A 17,085-nucleotide genomic window follows, 5' to 3' on the forward strand; every position below is an offset into this window, starting at 1 on the left:
GCACTCTTCGTGGTTGGGTTCAAATTCTTGAGCCTGTACGACGAAGGGCATTGAGGTTTATTCCCGGGGACGGAAAATTTTTTGACGATTTTATCTGAGCCAACTTGTTGGCGAAGATTCTTCGAACGGATCGCAGCCTTCGGCAGCCCTCATCAAATTCGACATAACCCCTTGAATTATAAGAAGACGTGGGGACCCTACAGGGGTTCGACCTCATACGCCGGACTCGTCTGCGCCGACGGAATTGGATTACGCATCAATGTGCCCACCAACACCGCACCGAACAACGCCAACAACCCGGCTAGCCAAAGTAGGGTGCTGAAGCCCGCGACGAAGGCTTGTTGCGCCAAGGGCTGAATCACCAACCGGGCACTCTCCGTCAAGGGCGACAATGCGGCGGCCATGTCACCGGCCACGACCCGCGAGGCAATGTAATCGGTGTGCATTAACCATTCGGGAGCTGCCGCGTGCAGGCTGCCATTCAACGCGTGTTGTGTGTGGCTGGCCAACACCGCGCCGTAGACGCCGATGGCCAATACGATGGCGCTGAAACGCATGGTGGTGCTCATGCCCGATGCCATGCCGGCGCGATCCCTGGGCACACACGCCATGATGTTTTTCTGTGTATCGCCATTGAGCAAACCCGCGCCGGCGCCGGTCACTGCAATCGCGCAGGCAAACCCTAGATAACCCCCGGCCGAAGCCGCCCACGCGCTGAGCAAGTTGCCGCAGCCCACCAGGATCAGTCCGATGGTCATCATGCCGGCTGGTGAAATCCGGTTCGATAACCGGGCACCTATTTTCGGAAAAATCAACATGGTCGCCGCGAACGGCAGCATGCCTAACCCTGACGCAATGGCGGTAAAGCCCAAGCCGTTTTGCAAGTAGAACGGCAACATGGTCATCATCACCTGCGCACAACCGGCGTAGGCGAACATCCCGAGCAGCGCGCCGATGAAGCGTGGGTGTTTGAACAATTGCAAGTCAACCATCGGCCGATGCTGTAGGCGTTCGACAACCACGAACAGCGCCAAGAGTAATATTCCGCCGACGATGCGCAGGGTGGTCAGCGTGTTGTCCCAGCCAATGCGGTTGGCTTCGATCAAACCCCAGATCAAGCACAACAAACTGCCGCTAAACGCCAAACTGCCCCAAGGGTCCAGGCGCGCCGATTGCTCATTACGCGACTCGGGGATGTTGCGCCAGACCATGAGCATCAGCAGCGCTCCAACCGGCAGATTCAGGTAAAAAATCCAACGCCAGCCGACGAACGAGGCGATCAATCCGCCCACGGTGGGCGCTGCGGTCATTGCCACGCCCATGCATGCGCCCCAAAACGCCCAGGCTTTGGCGCGCTCGGTTTCGTCGTGGAAAACGTGACCGATGGTTGCCAGCGCAGAGGTCAGCAGCAACGCGGCACCCACACCTTTGATCGCACGCGCGATGTCGAGCAATAGGATGTTCGGTGCCGCACCGCATCCTACCGACGCCAAAATAAACAGCACCAAGCCGCTGATCAGGGTTTTTTTGCGACCGAAACGATCAGCGATACTGCCGGCCGGTAACAGCAATGCCGCGAACGCCAGCATGTAGGCGCTGACCACCCACTCAATGTCGGCAAAGCCCGCACCCAGATCACGGGCGATGCTGGGCAGCGTGACGGCAACGATGTTGGTGTCTAGAACGATGAGCGAGCAGACCCCGGAAGCGGTCAACAAGGTCATGCGCGGGCTAACGATTTTCAATTGTGCCTCCGGTTGCTCATACTCATGATTGTCTTGCAGGTAATGCCGCTGCCAGCATAAAGCGCCGTCATGATCCTGGAATTACCCAAGCGCCCGAGTTTCATTACCTTTGAGCTAATCCAGTCATGGAAATACGCCACTTTCGCTATTTTTTGGCCGTTGCCAAGCACCGCAACTTCACCCGTGCTGCGGAACAATTGGGCATCGCCCCGCCGACACTGACGCGGCAGATTCAGGACCTGGAGAATGAACTGGGCACACGGGTGTTCCTGCGGTTACAGCGGGAGGTCAGCCTGACTGACGCCGGCCGGGCATTGCAGGTGGAAGCGGAGTTGGCGGTGCGGCAATTTGAAACCGCGCAACTCAACGCTCAGCGGGCTGGCCGGGGCGAGACCGGGCATATCGAATTGGGTTACGTTGCTTCAGCGGTGTTTTCCGGTGCGTTGCAGCAGCAGGTCAGCAGCTTTCGTCAGCGCTATCCCGACGTTGGGTTTGCCATCAGCGAGCGCTTGATGCCTGCGTTGCCGACGCTGATTGAGGAAGGACGGCTGGATGTCGGTTACATCCGCTCACCCATGCACGTGCCCGATTCGCTCAGCACCATTAGCCTGTTGGCGGAAGGCTTTACCTTGGCGCTGCCCGACAGCTCATGGTTGTGCCGTTTGAAGGAAGTCAACGCCGTGCATTTGCAAAATGAAACGTTCATTCTTCCCGAACAGATCTCCGGCACCTTGCAGGTAGCGACCCACGGAGGTTTCGCGCCGACGCTCGGCCCTCAACCGGGCGGACTGGTCTCGGTCATCGCGCTGGTTTCCCTTGGACAGGGGGTGGCGGTGGTGCCTGAATCCGTGGTGGACCACATCAACCTGCCCAATGTGGTGTACCGACGTATTGAGGACTGCCACCCTTCGTCATGCTTGTCGCTGGTGCATCGACGTTTCGAAAAGGCGCCGGCCGTGGCGCGGTTTATTGAGCACGTGAAGCATTTCATGGGTTAGGGCGCTCTCGCGGTGCCTGGTAGGTGCGACCGCACACGTACACCGCACAAGTAACCGCATAAGTAGCGAGTGGTTTACAGCCCCTTCGCGACAAAAATGCTTGAGGAGCTCACACAATGATTGATCACCTGGACCACCTGGTGCTGACTGCCACCGACGCCGCAGCCACTCAGGATTTTTACGTTCGCGTGTTAGGCATGCGGCTGGAGACCTTCGGTGCAGGACGCATGGCGTTTATTTTTGGTCATCAGAAAATAAACCTGCACATTCGAGGGCAGGAGTTCGAGCCCAAGGCCCATTTGCCCGTGCCCGGTGCATTAGATTTGTGCTTTATCGCGTCGATTCCTCTGGATCAGGTAATTGAGCGTTTGGGGGCGGCCAACTGGCCAATTATCGAAGGCCCGATCATGCGCACCGGCGCCACAGGGCCGATTCGTTCGGTTTACCTCCGTGATCCGGATTTGAATTTGATCGAAATCTCTGAATACGTTTGATCCGCGATTGCCTGAATATCGGTCCGACACCCGCTAAATCTGTAGGAGGGTCCGCCACGTCTTCGACGCCGCGCTGTCGCGCAGCAAACTGGGTGGCACTTTGTGTGGTTTGAGGTTGCAGGGTGTCAGGACGGAAGCCTTCCCGAATAAATTCGGTCCCACAGATGTTGGCGATGCACACATGCTTTAGGAGCCGAAGGCGAAGGACCTTCGCCAACACGTTGGCTCCTACAGAGGGCTATCCGCCCCCTATGGTGGGCGGGGTCAGGGCTTGGCGATCTCCACAGGCACGCGGCCGTAGATATCAGTGAAGCGCACGATATCGTCTTCGCCCAGGTATTCGCCGCTTTGCACTTCAATCATCACAAGGTCGATGACCCCAGGGTTGACCAAACGGTGGGTGCGACCCGGTTTTATGAAGGTCGATTCGTTGGTGTCGAGCAGGAATTCGCTTTCACCATTGGTGACCAGCGCCATGCCGCTGACGACGATCCAATGCTCACTGCGGTGGTGGTGCATTTGCAATGACAGCGACGCTTGCGGCCGAACGACGATGCGTTTGATTTTGAACCGTTTGCCCTCTTCGAGGATGGTGTAGGTGCCCCACGGGCGAGTGACAGCGCGGTGCAGTCGGTAGGCATCATGACCTTGGCGTTTGAGTTCCTTGGCAATAATGCTGACATCTTGACTACGCTTTGCGTCGACGATCAACAAGGCGTCCGGCGTGTCAATGATGATCAAGTCGTCCAGCCCGATGCCGCCCACCAGCCGTCGCGGCGAGTCGATGTAGCAATTGGTCACGTCCTGGAGCACGGTCTGGCCATTGCATTGGTTGCCATTGTCATCGGCCGGGCTCAATTCGCGCATCGCCTGCCATGACCCAATGTCGCTCCAGCCAAGCTGGCAGGGCACCACAGCGATGTTCTGCGAAGGTTCCATGACCGCGTAATCGATTGAAATATCCGGCGTCAGCGCAAACAGCTCACTGTCCAATTCCACTTGCAGTTCGTGATTGCCTTCCTTGTTTGGGCTTTGCTCCAAGCAGGCGCGGACGCTGTTCAATACGTCAGGTGCATGTTCCTGAAGCTCCCTCAGCAGGGTGTCAGCGCGCATGCAGAACATGCCGCCGTTCCACAAATGAAGGCCGCCATCCAGATAGTCTTGAGCGGTCGCGGCGTTGGGCTTTTCGATAAAACGCGCCACCTGATAGGCCGAATCGTTCAGCATCTGGCCCTTTTCGATGTAGCCGAAGCCGGTTTCGGCCTTGGTTGGGACAATGCCGAACGTGGCGATCCAGCCTTTGTCTGCCAGTTGCCTGGCCACAGCAACGGCTTCGGCAAAGGCGTTTACATCCTTGATCAGGTGATCGGCGGGCAGTACCAGTAAGTGCGCATCTTCGCCATACAGTCGGGCGACATGCAGAGCCGCGCAGGCGATGGCCGCCGCAGTATTGCGCCCGAACGGTTCGAGAATGAAATCCAGTTTCGCGTGGGTTTTGTTCAGTTGCCGATAGTCATCCACTGTCCGGAAATACACGTCGCGGTTGGTCACGGTGACAATCCGATCAACCTCCGGCAACTCGCAGGCGCGGACGAAGGTCTTCTGCAACAAGCTCTCGCCATCGGGCAGACGCATGAATGGCTTGGGCATGGCCTCGCGAGACACCGGCCACAAACGGGTGCCGGCGCCGCCAGCGATGATGCAAGGAATGAGGATGCTCATTAATAAGCCTCACGAGTGAAGAGCACTGCCGGAACAGTACGCAAAAGGATGTATAAATCGAACCACACCGACCAGTTTTCTATGTACTCAAGATCGAACTCGACGCGTTTCTCGATCTTCTCCAAGGTGTCCGTTTCCCCCCGGTAGCCGTTGATTTGTGCCAAGCCCGTAATGCCGGGCTTGACCCTGTGACGGGAGGTGTATTCCTTGACGGCTTCTTCAAACAGGATGCCGGCGGCCTTGGTTGCAGTGGCGTGGGGTCTTGGACCCACCATCGACATGCTCCCCGCCAGGACGTTGAACAACTGCGGAAGTTCGTCCAGGCTGGTTTTGCGGATAAATCGCCCAACGCGCGTGATTCTGGCGTCACCCCGAATGGTTTGGATTTCAGCGTTTGCATCGGCTTGGTGTTGATGCATTGAGCGAAACTTGCAGACTTCAATCAGGCGGTTGTTATAACCGTAGCGTTTTTGTCGGAACAGCACCGGGCCGCGAGAGTCGAGCTTGATCGCGATTGCAACCATTACCATGACTGGCGCAACCACTAGCAGCGCGATGCTCGACAAGAGCATGTCTTCAAGGCGTTTGAAGAACGGCGACCAACCGTTTAACGGCACATCGGATGCGTTAAACATCGGTAGGTTGGCGACTTCGGTGATTCGGTTGTGGGCGTGGCGAAAGGCGACCATGTCTGGCACTAACAGTACATTGACCGGTAGCCTGCGCAGTTCGCGAATGATGTAGTCCATGCGGTTTTCTGCGGACCAGGGCAAGGCGACCAGCACCTGCGTGACTTTTTCTTCGCGAATCAGCCGTTCAAGGTCGCCCGAGTTTCCTATCAGCGGCAGATTCGCTACGGTCTCGGGCATACGCCCTATGCGGTCGTCGATGAACCCGGAAACCCCGGATCGAATGTCTTGATTCTGTTCGAGGTATTGCGCCAGCCGCTGGCCATTTTCTGTTGCGCCAAGAATTATCGCCTTTTGCAGAAAGAAGCCTTTTTGCATCAAGCGCTGGAACGCCATCAGCACCAACAACCGTTCAACGCCAAACAGCATGAAGCTAGTCGCGAACCAGAGCACCAACTGGACGTCGGTGATGTAGCTGAGCAGTGAGAGCGCCTGATGCATGAACAGCAACAAACAAAATGCCGAAGACCAGGCAAACAGTGTCAGGCGAAAGCGCAGCAGGTTGCTGAAAATAGTTTCTGAGTACACCCCGATGGCTTGGAAGATCAGCACGCTGATAAATCCGAAAAACATCAGCACGGCGACATAGCTCTTCAGCGCAACAGGGTAGTCATTTTGCCAGAACGCCAAAATCAACATCCCTGGCAATATACAAGTGACACCGTGCATCACGCGCACGCCGAATAAGAAGTATTCGACGAGGCTAGTGCGGGTCAGCAAAAGACTATTAACCGGTCGCAAGCGCATAAAACTCCTTACCCCTTTACGGCATGAACCGTTGCCGGATTTCACAGCACAACGGCCGGTATTTATCGGAAAGTCAATAAAATGACTTTTGCGCGATTTCTTTCCATGAAAGCCAATATTTTGTCGAATAAACCATGGCCGTTCATTTCTTTTCAATCGGAATTTTTCAAAAAATTGAAATTATCTTCAAAAAGGTGACAAATGTGAGGCGATTGTCACTGATGCTATCCAAGTGAGTGGTCTGTTTTTGAGCGTTAAGCCTATGAAACAGTGCCCGCCGTCAAAACCGATGCCGTCACTGAAAATTTATCCACAGAACCGGATTTTTTTCAGCTGCCGTGCGGTCACAGTCTTCGCAAGGACAGTGGTTTGCACGTCTGCAGCCTGCTTGGAGGGAATCTGAATGACGCAACGCATGGCACTTCTGATATTGCACGGCAAGCAAGCGCTCAACGAAGAAGTCCGCGCCGCTGTCGGGGCCAAACGCGAGGAGGGCTGGCAGCTTGAGGTGAGAGTGACCTGGGAAGGGGGGGATGCTCAGCGTCTGGTGAACGAGGCGCTGGCGACGGGTTATCGAATAATCATTGCCGGCGGTGGCGACGGAACGCTGCGTGAAATCGCCCAAGCCTTGGTATTGGCGGATGCTCAGTATCCACATGAAGTCAGCTTGGCGCTGTTGCCCATGGGAACCGCCAATGATTTTGCGCGTGCGGCCGGTGTGCCATTAGCGGCCAAATCGGCGTTGGATTTGCTTGAGTTGCCTGCTCGTGAGGTGGACGTGGGTGATGTCGACGGGCAGTTGTTTTTAAATATGGCAACCGGTGGTTTTGGTAGCCAGGTGACAGCCAATACGTCTGAAGACCTGAAGAAAGTCTTGGGTGGCGCGGCGTATTTATTTACCGGTTTGTCACGCTTCAGTGAGTTGCGGGCTGCCTACGGTGAGTTGACCGGGCCTGATTTTCATTGGAGTGGCGACCTGTTGGCATTGGGTATTGGCAACGGGCGTCAAGCGGGAGGTGGGCATGTATTGTGCCCGACGGCCCTGGCGGATGACGGCCTGCTGGATATCAGTATTTTGCCTGCACCTCAGGACGTCGTGAGCACCCTAAAAGGATTGCTCGACGGGGGGCTGGGAATTGACAATATGTTCATCCGCGCACGGTTGCCGTGGGTCGAACTCAAATCAACTCGGGGATTGGACATCAATCTTGACGGTGAGCCGTTGAGTGGCGAAAGCCTGCGTTTTTCCATTCGTCCAGGGGCGTTGCGGGTGCATTTGCCCGAGCATTCGCCGTTGTTGAGCGATGTTTGACCCTCAGTCGTCGAGACTTATGATTCGCTCACGCACGCAGAACAGCACCAAGCCTGCGACGTCGAATATCTGCAAACGCTTCATGATTTGCGCACGATGGGTTTCTATCGTCTTAATGCTCAGACCAAGACCTCCGGCGATTTCTCGGGTGGATTTGCCGCGTACGATCAGGCGAAGGATTTCCAGCTGGCGACTGGTCAAATTGTGCGGGTCAACGCTGTCGGGGCGGTGCGCGTGCGCGCTGATGAGCGCTTGATTGATAACGGCGTGGGCGATGGCAGGACTCAGGTAGCGCTCGTTATTAAGCAATGCCGCCAAGGCCTGTTCAAGTTCGGTGCCGGTGGCGTCTTTGAGCAAGTAACCATGGGCACCTCTCTCCAGTGCTCGCATGATCATCTGTGGGTCGGTGTGCATCGACAAGATCAGCACCTTGCTCAAGGGTAGCTCGCTGAGCAACTGTTCCAGAGCATCCAAGCCGTTGGTGTCCTTCATGGAAATATCCAGAAGAATGATGTCCGGCCGCAACTGACGCGCCAGTTCAAGTAGTTGCGAGCCGTCGTTGGCTTCGCCAATCACGGCGTAGCCTGGAAATTCCGCAATCAGCGCGCGCACTCCGGCCCTGATAAGCGCGTGGTCATCGACCAGAAGCAGGTTGCAGGTCATGAGCCGCTGCTTGTATTGGCGCGTTCACGAACGCGGGGCGCCCAAGGAAAAAGCGCTTCGATGTGAGTACCTTTGCCGGGGTGGCTTTGGACCGTCAGCGTGCCGCTCAGCAGCGCCATCCGCTCTGCCATGCCCGCCATGCCGCGTTGACCTTGTTGCCCCGGGTTTTCTGCGGGCAGAAAGCCTGTGCCGTCATCGGTTATGTGCAGTGACAATCCTTCCGGTGAGCGCTGCAGACGCACCAGCAGATTTGTTGCCGCAGCATGGCGCAGCATATTTGTCACGGCCTCCTGGGTGATCCGAAACGCCGCAACCGCGACCTCTTCCGAGATACCTGCCAGGCGTTGATGACACTCTAGACTCCAATGCACCGCCGTATTACCCAGCGTGCGCAACAGATGCTCACGCAAGCTGGCTTCCAGTCCAAGACTGGTCAGTTGGCGGGGATTGAGAATGGCCGACACATCGCGCACCTTCGCCAGCGTTTCATCCAGGGTGGTGCATAACGTTGAAAACTGCTTATTCAGCTGCGCGGGCATATGACGTTGCAGCACGTCGGTTTGCAGTTTGGCGGCGGTGAGCATCTGCCCAATGTCGTCATGCAGTTCCCGGCTAAGTCGATGACGTTCGGTTTCTTGAACTTCGAGCATGCGTTCAGCCAGTTCTTGCGGCTGAAAGTTGATCGAGTCACCCGACCGGCGCTGGACATACCAGACGCTGGCGACAGTGGCCAGGTTTAGCGCCAACAGTTCAGGCGGCAAGGCCATTGCCGTGAAATAAACGGCGACATTGCCCGCAATCAACCCCCCGCAGAGCACGACGGTCAACCAACGAGCAGTGTTCTTGCTCAGCGGCCGAAATTTGAGTGATTTGATGCTGGCGTACATAGCGCAGGAGCCGTTTGATGTTTGCTGCGGATAACCCGATTGGATTGTTATTAAGTCAATTTCGGGTTGGGAAGTATGCAAATGAGTGCGCTGACGCAATGCCACTAGTTGGCAGGGCGTCAGAGCAGGTGATCAGCGTAGCGCCTTGAAAGTCTATGCGCGACCCCAAGATGCTTTGTTAGCCTTTCAGGGTCGGCGAAGCCTGATGAATCAGTGCCTGTGTGCTATGACGTTTAATCGAAGCGCCAAAGGCGTCGACCACGTCGCGCTGGGCATTAGACTCGCCAGTTCATGTTCGAGCCCAGCGATGGTTGCAAAGGCGTATAGCAACTCCACTTGTTCGCTGTCATCAAGGAGCAAAAGCCCGGTGTCGGCATCGATTAGTTCCAGTTGCCAGGCCAGGAGGGTGAAGCAGTTCTTTAGCGCTCGCAGCGTGTCACCCTGCAGGCTGATATGCGGATAAGCGAGGCTTAACAGGCGATTAATTCGCAGGGAAAAATCAGTGATACCGTCGAGGCCGAGCGCGTCGGCCTTATGGGCGAGGGTCAGTAAGGTGCCAAGCAAGCATTCGATAGCGTCCTTATCGTTAGTAAACAGTTCGAGGTGACTCAGGCACTCGTCCGATTTGGTAAGAAGCGTTTGGGCTCCTGTCAAAAAATCAGGAAGCGAATGTTGCCACTCTTTGTCCTTCAACATGCTTTATCTCCACAGCTCTTGGTCAGCGAACGTAAATCTCGCTTGGCGAGTGGCCTCAAGTTAATGTTGAAATCAAACGGAAGTCTGTAGGCCGTTTCCGAGTTTTGTTTTTGAACTGTATCGACCGATTCGATCTGTTGTCTGTACGACCTTCTTATAGGGGCTCGGGGCGCCCCTTCACTGCCAATGGCGGCACGGCCTGCTCGGCGCCCGAGAGAGGCAATAAGGCGTCTGGTATTGCTTGATTTGGGCCGCGTTATAGCCGACACAAGCCTGACTCCGTTCATGCAATGAGAATAACGTCACATTAATGTCTATTACACAGGGCGAATATCAGGTTGGGCCTGATGACGGCTAAGGGTTTCCCTTAATATTAATATGATATCAATGGCTCCGTGCCATACTTCCAGATATTAAGGTCTCGCCTGCTTCAGCCGATACACTACGAAGCGCTCTAATACTTGAACCACCTCCAGGAGTCATAATGGCCGGCATTCTCGACACGGTAGATCAACGTACGCAGCTGGTGGGTGAGAATCGCCTGGAAATCCTGATGTTCCGCCTGGCGGGTCGGCAGTTATTTGCGATTAACGTGTTCAAGGTTCAAGAGGTGCTGCAACTGCCCAAGCTGACATTGATGCCGCAGCGTCATCCCTTTGTTTGTGGTGTGGTCAACTTGCGTGGACAGACATTGCCGGTAATCGATTTGTCCCAGGCCATCGGCATGCGCCCACTGATTCCAGGGCCAAACAGCACCATTATCGTCACTGAGTACAATCGCTCAGTGCAGGCATTTCTCGTCGGTGGCGTAGACCGTATCGTCAACATGAACTGGGAAGCGATTCTGCCGCCGCCTGCCAGTGCGGGTCGTCAGCATTATCTGACGGCTATCAGCAAGGTCGATGACCAGTTGGTGGAAATCATCGACGTGGAAAAAGTCCTCGCCGAGATCGTGCCCTACAACGCAAAAGTTTCTCGCGAAAAGCTGTTGGACCCAGTGTTAGAGCTAGCCCGTGGCCGCGAAGTGTTGTTGGTGGATGACTCGAACGTTGCGCTGTCCCAGCTGCGCGAGACGTTGTCTCAGCTCGGGGTAAAGATGCACGTGGCTCGTGACGGCCTCAAGGCGCTGAACATGCTCAAAGGCTGGGCGGACTCCGGCGAAGTGATGACTGACAAGTTGTTGATGATTTTCACCGATGCCGAAATGCCAGAAATGGATGGCTATCGGTTGACCACCGAGATTCGCAGCGATCCGCGCTTGCGCAAACTGTATGTCGTGTTACACACCTCGTTGTCGGGCAGTTTCAACGAGTCCATGGTGAAAAAGGTTGGCTGCGACAACTTCCTCTCCAAATTCCAGCCGGATAAATTGGTTGACGTGGTGCGTGAGCGTTTGATGCTCGATCAGAGCTGATTACGGCTGCTGATTTGAGTTGAGGCTCAGCAAGGGGGGTTGTCGAGGGCGCCGGCAACTCGTATAAGTTGGTTTTTTTCGCATTCAGGAAAACCGACCATGCTGCGCCTCAGCGCCCTTTATCGATACCCACTCAAGTCCGGCATTGCCGAGCCGCTCCAGCAAGCAGCGTTCGACGGGTTGGGGTTGACCGGTGATCGTCGCTGGATGCTGGTAGAGGAGGGCACCGGACGTTTTTTCACCCAGCGGGCCATGCCACAAATGTCGCAATTGTCGGCGTTATGGAGCGCAACGGGTGGCTTGACCTTAAGTGCGCCAGGCCTCGCAGCGCTTGATGTTCCCGTACCGGAAGTTACCGAGAGTTCATTGCTTGGCGTGACCATCTGGCGTGACACCTTGCGTGTGCCAGACGCTGGCGATGCTGCCGCACACTGGCTTACCGCGTTCATGGGGCGGCCGACGCGCATGGTGCATGTCCCGGCCGAGCGTGCGCGCTGGCTGCCCAGCGGTTACGGCACGGTTGAGGATAAAGTGGGTTTCACCGATGGCTTTCCGTTGCTGTTGATTGGCCAAGCGTCCCTTGATGACCTGTCGGCCAAGGTCGGACGGCCACTGGAAATGCTGCGCTTTCGACCGAATCTGGTAGTGGAGGGCAGCGAGGCGTTCGCTGAAGATGGTTGGAAACGTATCCGCATCGGCGACATCGAATTTCGCCTGCTCAAAGGCTGCACCCGCTGCATATTGACCACCCTCGATCCAAAGACCGGCGAACGCTCGCCGGACCGCGAACCTATGGCGACCCTGAAAACCTACCGTGAACGGGACGGGGACATATGGTTTGGGCAGAACATGGTCAATGACGGGCCCGGCACCCTTGAGGTTGGGATGCCGGTCACGGTGTTGGAGTAAAGATCTGTAGAGAGGCCCCAGCGTCCGATGTGTCAGGGCTGAAGCCTTCCCGAATGAATTCGGTCCCACAGTGATTCGCAGTCCTCTGTAGGAGCCAACTTGTTGGCTCCTACAGATGCGCCGCGTACTGCTTACAAATCATCAAAAAACCGTTCATGCCAATCCACCAGCGGTTGCGGCGAGTTGAGTTTTGCTCCGTAAATGACCGAATAAGACAGCACGTTCTCGACGTACTGACGGGTTTCGTCGAACGGGATGCTTTCAACCCAAACGTCAAACGCCAGGTGATTTGCACCTTTGAGCCACTGACGAACACGCGCCGGGCCAGCGTTGTAGGCGGCCGAGGCCAGCACGCGATTGCCGTTGAACTGGCTGTGCACTTGGCTCAGGTACGCGGCGCCCAGTTGGATGTTTTTATCGGGGTCAAGCACTTGCTGCGGTGATGCCAGCGGGATGCTGAATTTACGCGCGGTATCTCGGGCAGTCGCTGGCATCAACTGCATCAGGCCGCTGGCGCCAACGCCGGAGCGGGCATCGTCCATGAATGCACTTTCCTGGCGAGTAATGGCGAATACCCAGCTGGAATGCAAGCCACGCACATTGGCTTCGCGCACCAGAGTGTCGCGGTGAGCCATCGGGAAGCGGATGTCCAGGTCATCCCAATACTGCGCCTGACTGATGGTGCGGATGGCTGGAAAGTACCAATGCATGTCGTAGGCGAGCTTCGCTTGGGCAACCATCTCATCGCGATTGAACAAGCGGCTGACGTAATACCACTCGCGTCGGCCGTCGACGACTTCGCCGCGATCATGAAATTCCAACGCTCGACGCACGCCAGGGGTGTTGCGCACCTTATTGATGATCTGCTGGCTGAGCATCAGCGGGTGATTATTCAACTGATACGCAGTTTGTGTGCGGTCGGCGGCAAGAAAACCGTAGAAGTCACGCTCTTTGGAAACGGCTTTGTAGAGTGAAGGCACCAGCGGATTGTTGGGCTGGGACAGTTCCAGTGAGCGCGCTTTCCAGTAGCGCCAGCGGTTGGTTGTGGCGAGGTCCTGAGGCAGTCGGCGGGTCAGTTGGTACGCATCGTCCCAACGGCCAAGTCGCAACAATAAACGCAGGCGCCACTCGGTGACGGTGTCGTCGCGCAGGTCCGGGTCGTATTTGGTCATCACTTCCAAGGCACGACCGTCGAAGCTGCGCGCTAACGTAAGGCCGATTTCCTTGGCAATCGCTACTTGCTCGTCACGGGAGAAGTGCATGGTTAAGGAGTAGCTGTCCAGCATCTCCAAGGCCTTCTGTGGGTCTTTCCTGGCCAAACGACGCAAGCCGAGGCCCACCACGTCCGACATGGCCTCATCGACCGGCCGGAAGCGCGAAGGGTCGTTGAGCAACTCGGGCTTCTGTGCGACCGCGATCAGTAGTCGGCCTTGGGGGGCGAGGGTCACGAGGCTGTCGACCAGGGTCGTGGCCAGGCTGTAATTGCGCGCCGACGCGGCTAGTTTTGCGCGTTTCCAGCGTTTCTCTTCGGTTAACTGACCTTCCGCTGCCCAGCGCGCGAACAAACCGTCACACGAGGCTGGCAAAGTCTTGCTGGTCATCCAGAGTTTTTCGGCGTTGGCGTAGCCTTCGGAGCGCAGGTTATGGCTCAGTTGGTATTGGCCATACAGGCAGTCCAGCTCAACGAAATTGAGCTTGGGGTCGTAATACTTGACGAAGGGCTGCCAGTCGCCGCGATCGGCCAGCCAGCGCAGCCAGCGCAACTTCATCCAGTTGGCTTGGGGCAGGTCACCGTGCTGCGCGAGAAATTTTTCAATCTCTTGGTTGCTGGCAGTTTTGAGGCGAGCGGTCAGTTCGTCATATTCCAGATACGGTTCCAGCGGGTAGTCGGCAAGCGCTTCGCTGTAACGCATATAAGGCCCGGTATCGCCTTTGGCCAATGCCCGTTTTGCTTCATCGTAATACTGACGCTGTTGGATAATGTCCCCAGCCTGAGCAAATTGGGCGGCGGTGGCAGAGACAAGCAGACAGGATAAAAGGCCGAGCAAACGACTGCGCATGAGACTTCCGTGCAGAGGAAACGATAAAAGTTCCGTTAGCTTAGCCCTTGCCTACTCCGGGTGAAAGCATTGCCGGTGCTTGCGGGGCAATAGGCTCGATGTTGTTGGATATTCATCAGCGTCTCAGCGCAACGAGGGCCAATGGCGCCTGTTTGATTGTTATTGAATGCCAACATGCGGCGGGTATCTCAGGTAGAATGCGCCCCCAGTTTTTGGAGAAGATCATGACCCTGCTCAAATTCAGCGATGTGTCCCTTGCTTTCGGCGCTATGCCGTTGTTGGACAAGGTGTCCTGGCAGATCGCCCGTGGTGAGCGGGTGTGCATCATCGGCCGCAACGGCACCGGCAAGTCCAGTATGTTGAAACTGGTTAAAGGCATTCAGAAGCCGGATGACGGCGCTGTGTGGCGCGCGCCGGGCCTGAAAATCGGCGAACTGCCGCAAGAGTTGCCGGAAGCAGACGGGCGGACTGTGTTCGACGTGGTTGCCGAAGGCCTGGACGGCGTCGGCGCACTGCTTGCCGAATATCACCACCTGAGCCAGAACATCGTCACCGCCGAGGACCTGGACAAGCTGATGCACGTTCAGCAAGACCTCGAAGCCCGTGACGGCTGGCGCTTGCAGCAATTGGTCGACAGTACGCTGAGCCGCTTGCAATTACCGGCCGACAAAACCCTGGCTGAGCTTTCGGGTGGCTGGCGTCGCCGGGTGCTGCTGGCCCAGGCCTTGGTATCCGAGCCGGATCTGCTGTTGCTCGACGAACCAACCAACCACTTGGACATTGGCGCAATCGCCTGGCTCGAAGAGGCCCTGCTTGGTTTTCAGGGCGCGGTTCTGTTCATCACGCACGACCGGGCATTCCTGCAGAACCTGGCCACCCGGATTCTTGAGTTGGACCGTGGCGGCTTGATCGACTGGAACGGCGATTACGCCAGTTTCCTGGTGCACAAAGAAGCCCAGTTGGCGGCCGAAGATACTGCCAACGCCTTGTTCGACAAGCGTCTTGCCCAAGAAGAAGTCTGGATTCGCCAGGGCATCAAAGCCCGTCGCACGCGTAACGAAGGCCGCGTACGTGCTCTGAAAGAATTACGTGTAGAGCGTGGCGAGCGTCGCGAGCGCACCGGCAAGGCCAATATCCAACTCGATACGGCCGATAAATCCGGTAAGCAAGTGATGGTTCTGGATAACGTCAGCTTTGCTCACCCAGGCGGTCCGTTCCTGATCAAAGACTTCTCCATGGTCTTGCAGCGCGAAGACCGTATTGGTCTGTTGGGTGCCAACGGTACCGGCAAGACCACCTTGCTCAAGTTGATGCTCGACAGCCTGCAGCCAAGTAGCGGTTCGGTTGAGGTGGGTACACGCCTGGACGTGGCTTATTTCGATCAGTTACGTCACCAGCTCGATCTGGAAAAAACCGTTATCGACAACGTGGCCGAAGGTCGCGACTTCATCGATATCGATGGTCAGAGCCGTCACGTGCTGAGCTATCTGGGTGATTTCCTGTTTAGCCCCCAACGTGCGCGTACACCGGTGAAGGCGTTGTCCGGCGGTGAACGTGCTCGTCTGTTGCTGGCAAAACTGTTCAGCAAACCAGCCAACCTGCTGGTCCTTGACGAACCGACCAACGACTTGGACGTGGAGACCCTTGAGCTGCTTGAAGAGGTTCTGCTGACGTTTAAAGGCACCGTGCTGATGGTCAGTCACGACCGGGCATTCCTCGACAACGTGGTGACCAGTACCTTGGTGTTTGAAGGCGAAGGCAAGGTTCGTGAGTACGTCGGTGGGTATCAGGACTGGTTGCGTCAGGGTGGTTCGCCACGTCTGTTGGGCGTTACCGAGAACAAGTCCGGTAAAGCTGAACTGGCTACCGCTGCCGTTGCGGCAACCCCGGTTGCCGCTCAGGACATGCCGGTTGCCAAGAAAAAACTCAGCTACAAGCTCCAGCGCGAGCTGGAAGCGTTGCCTGAGCAGATCGACGACGTTGAAGCGCAAATGGCTTCGTTGAACGCTGAAATGGCCGATGCCGGTTTCTATCAGCGGCCTGCCGAGCAATCGGCTGCGGTGCTGGCGCAACTGGAAAACCTGCAAGCGCAGCTCGACACCTTGCTGGAACGTTGGGCTGAGCTGGACGCGTGATCGTTGATTTGTAGCGGCCAGCGTGTTGGCGAAAGATTACGCGGTGTGCCAGACACACCGCCTATACCGCCTCGCTAACAAGCTGGCTTCTACAGATTTGTCAGCTCTGCACTTTCAAGCGCACAGCCAGTACGTCGCATGGCGCGCCGTGAAGAACGTCGTTAGCCGTGGAGCCCAGCAGCAAGGCCAGGCCGTGCCTGCCATGGCTGCCGACAACGATCAAATCGCAGTTTTGCGCTTTGGCCAGCTGATGAATTTCCTGACGAGGCTGGCCGTAAGTCAGATGGGCGTCGCCGATGCTCACTTCCGGATACTTCAATTTCAAGGCTTCGAGCTTTTCTTTGGCTTGATCAAATTGCTGTTGCTGCAGTTGCGACAGGTCCATGGGCACGTCGCCGCCAAACGCCATCGCCATGGGCTCAACGATGTGCACCAGTGAGAGCTTGGCGTGGTTGCTGACCGCCAATTCACGCGCTCGGCGAATAACGGGATCGCACTCTTCAGTAAGGTCGATAGCGACCAAGATATGTTCGTACGGCATGAGGAGTACCCCTTGAGGATTACGATAGCCTTGAGTATGGCTCTTTCGCGCACAACCATGTGCGCTATTAAAT

At 56.5% G+C, this 17,085-nt stretch carries 14 protein-coding genes; 6 read left to right on the plus strand and 8 right to left on the minus strand.

The genetic code is table 11. The features are described from left to right. Nucleotides 1-197 precede the first annotated feature (197 nt). Nucleotides 198-1,745 carry an MFS transporter gene (locus tag RHM59_RS01275; RefSeq protein WP_322285771.1) on the minus strand — a complete coding sequence of 516 codons (1,548 nt, stop codon included), beginning with the start codon at nucleotides 1,743-1,745 and terminating at the stop codon, nucleotides 198-200. Nucleotides 1,746-1,870: 125 nt separating this feature from the next. Here RHM59_RS01275 and RHM59_RS01280 point away from each other — a divergent pair, with 125 nt between their 5' ends. Together RHM59_RS01280 and RHM59_RS01285 are read left to right on the plus strand one after the other, a co-directional pair. Beyond that, nucleotides 1,871-2,743, plus strand: a complete 873-nt coding sequence (locus RHM59_RS01280; RefSeq protein WP_322168614.1) for a LysR family transcriptional regulator — start codon at nucleotides 1,871-1,873, stop codon at nucleotides 2,741-2,743. 116 nt (nucleotides 2,744-2,859) lie between these two features. After that, the gene (locus tag RHM59_RS01285) at nucleotides 2,860-3,237 is read left to right on the plus strand and encodes a VOC family protein (protein WP_322168617.1); all 378 of its coding nucleotides are present in this window, start codon (nucleotides 2,860-2,862) and stop codon (nucleotides 3,235-3,237) included. Nucleotides 3,238-3,501: 264 nt separating this feature from the next. Here the strand turns inward: RHM59_RS01285 and RHM59_RS01290 are convergent, their stop codons facing one another. Both RHM59_RS01290 and RHM59_RS01295 read right to left on the minus strand, forming a co-directional pair. Next, complete coding sequence (locus RHM59_RS01290) at nucleotides 3,502-4,959, minus strand: mannose-1-phosphate guanylyltransferase/mannose-6-phosphate isomerase (protein ID WP_322168620.1); 1,458 nt, start codon at nucleotides 4,957-4,959, stop codon at nucleotides 3,502-3,504. Continuing rightward, a complete protein-coding gene (locus RHM59_RS01295) occupies nucleotides 4,959-6,395 on the minus strand; it encodes an undecaprenyl-phosphate glucose phosphotransferase (RefSeq protein WP_322285772.1) in 1,437 nt (478 codons plus the stop codon). The genes RHM59_RS01290 and RHM59_RS01295 overlap by 1 nt, the downstream gene beginning before the upstream one ends. Before the next feature lie 403 nt (nucleotides 6,396-6,798). Between RHM59_RS01295 and yegS the strand changes: the two genes are divergently transcribed. Further along, nucleotides 6,799-7,707: a lipid kinase YegS gene (yegS, locus tag RHM59_RS01300; protein ID WP_322168625.1), complete on the plus strand. Its 909-nt coding sequence runs from the start codon at nucleotides 6,799-6,801 to the stop codon at nucleotides 7,705-7,707. A gap of 3 nt (nucleotides 7,708-7,710) precedes the next feature. Here the strand turns inward: yegS and RHM59_RS01305 are convergent, their stop codons facing one another. The 3 genes from RHM59_RS01305 to RHM59_RS01315 all read right to left on the minus strand — a co-directional run bounded on the left by RHM59_RS01305 (nucleotide 7,711) and on the right by RHM59_RS01315 (nucleotide 9,953). Continuing rightward, complete coding sequence (locus tag RHM59_RS01305; RefSeq protein ID WP_322168629.1) at nucleotides 7,711-8,370, minus strand: response regulator transcription factor; 660 nt, start codon at nucleotides 8,368-8,370, stop codon at nucleotides 7,711-7,713. Next, a complete protein-coding gene (locus RHM59_RS01310) occupies nucleotides 8,367-9,257 on the minus strand; it encodes a sensor histidine kinase (protein ID WP_322168632.1) in 891 nt (296 codons plus the stop codon). The genes RHM59_RS01305 and RHM59_RS01310 overlap by 4 nt, the downstream gene beginning before the upstream one ends. 210 nt (nucleotides 9,258-9,467) lie before the next feature. Further along, a complete protein-coding gene (locus tag RHM59_RS01315) occupies nucleotides 9,468-9,953 on the minus strand; it encodes a hypothetical protein (RefSeq protein WP_322168634.1) in 486 nt (161 codons plus the stop codon). A 484-nt stretch (nucleotides 9,954-10,437) separates the two neighbouring features. Here RHM59_RS01315 and RHM59_RS01320 point away from each other — a divergent pair, with 484 nt between their 5' ends. After that, nucleotides 10,438-11,367 (plus strand): chemotaxis protein CheV, encoded by a 930-nt coding sequence (locus RHM59_RS01320; protein WP_322168636.1) that lies wholly within the window; start codon nucleotides 10,438-10,440, stop codon nucleotides 11,365-11,367. Nucleotides 11,368-11,466: 99 nt separating this feature from the next. After that, nucleotides 11,467-12,276 (plus strand): MOSC domain-containing protein, encoded by an 810-nt coding sequence (locus tag RHM59_RS01325; RefSeq protein WP_322168638.1) that lies wholly within the window; start codon nucleotides 11,467-11,469, stop codon nucleotides 12,274-12,276. Between the two features lie 131 nt (nucleotides 12,277-12,407). Here RHM59_RS01325 and RHM59_RS01330 read toward each other — a convergent pair whose 3' ends face one another. Then, nucleotides 12,408-14,336: a transglycosylase SLT domain-containing protein gene (locus tag RHM59_RS01330; protein WP_322168640.1), complete on the minus strand. Its 1,929-nt coding sequence runs from the start codon at nucleotides 14,334-14,336 to the stop codon at nucleotides 12,408-12,410. Between the two features lie 224 nt (nucleotides 14,337-14,560). On the opposite strand from RHM59_RS01330, the gene RHM59_RS01335 reads away from it, so the two are divergent. Beyond that, entirely contained in the window at nucleotides 14,561-16,471 is a 1,911-nt protein-coding gene (locus RHM59_RS01335) for an ATP-binding cassette domain-containing protein (RefSeq protein WP_322285773.1), read from the plus strand. Nucleotides 16,472-16,571: 100 nt separating this feature from the next. Here the strand turns inward: RHM59_RS01335 and RHM59_RS01340 are convergent, their stop codons facing one another. Further along, nucleotides 16,572-17,012 (minus strand): universal stress protein, encoded by a 441-nt coding sequence (locus RHM59_RS01340; protein ID WP_322168645.1) that lies wholly within the window; start codon nucleotides 17,010-17,012, stop codon nucleotides 16,572-16,574. Between the last annotated feature and the right edge of the window lie 73 nt (nucleotides 17,013-17,085).

The organism is Pseudomonas sp. MH10 (assembly GCF_034353045.1).
Lineage (GTDB): Bacteria > Pseudomonadota > Gammaproteobacteria > Pseudomonadales > Pseudomonadaceae > Aquipseudomonas.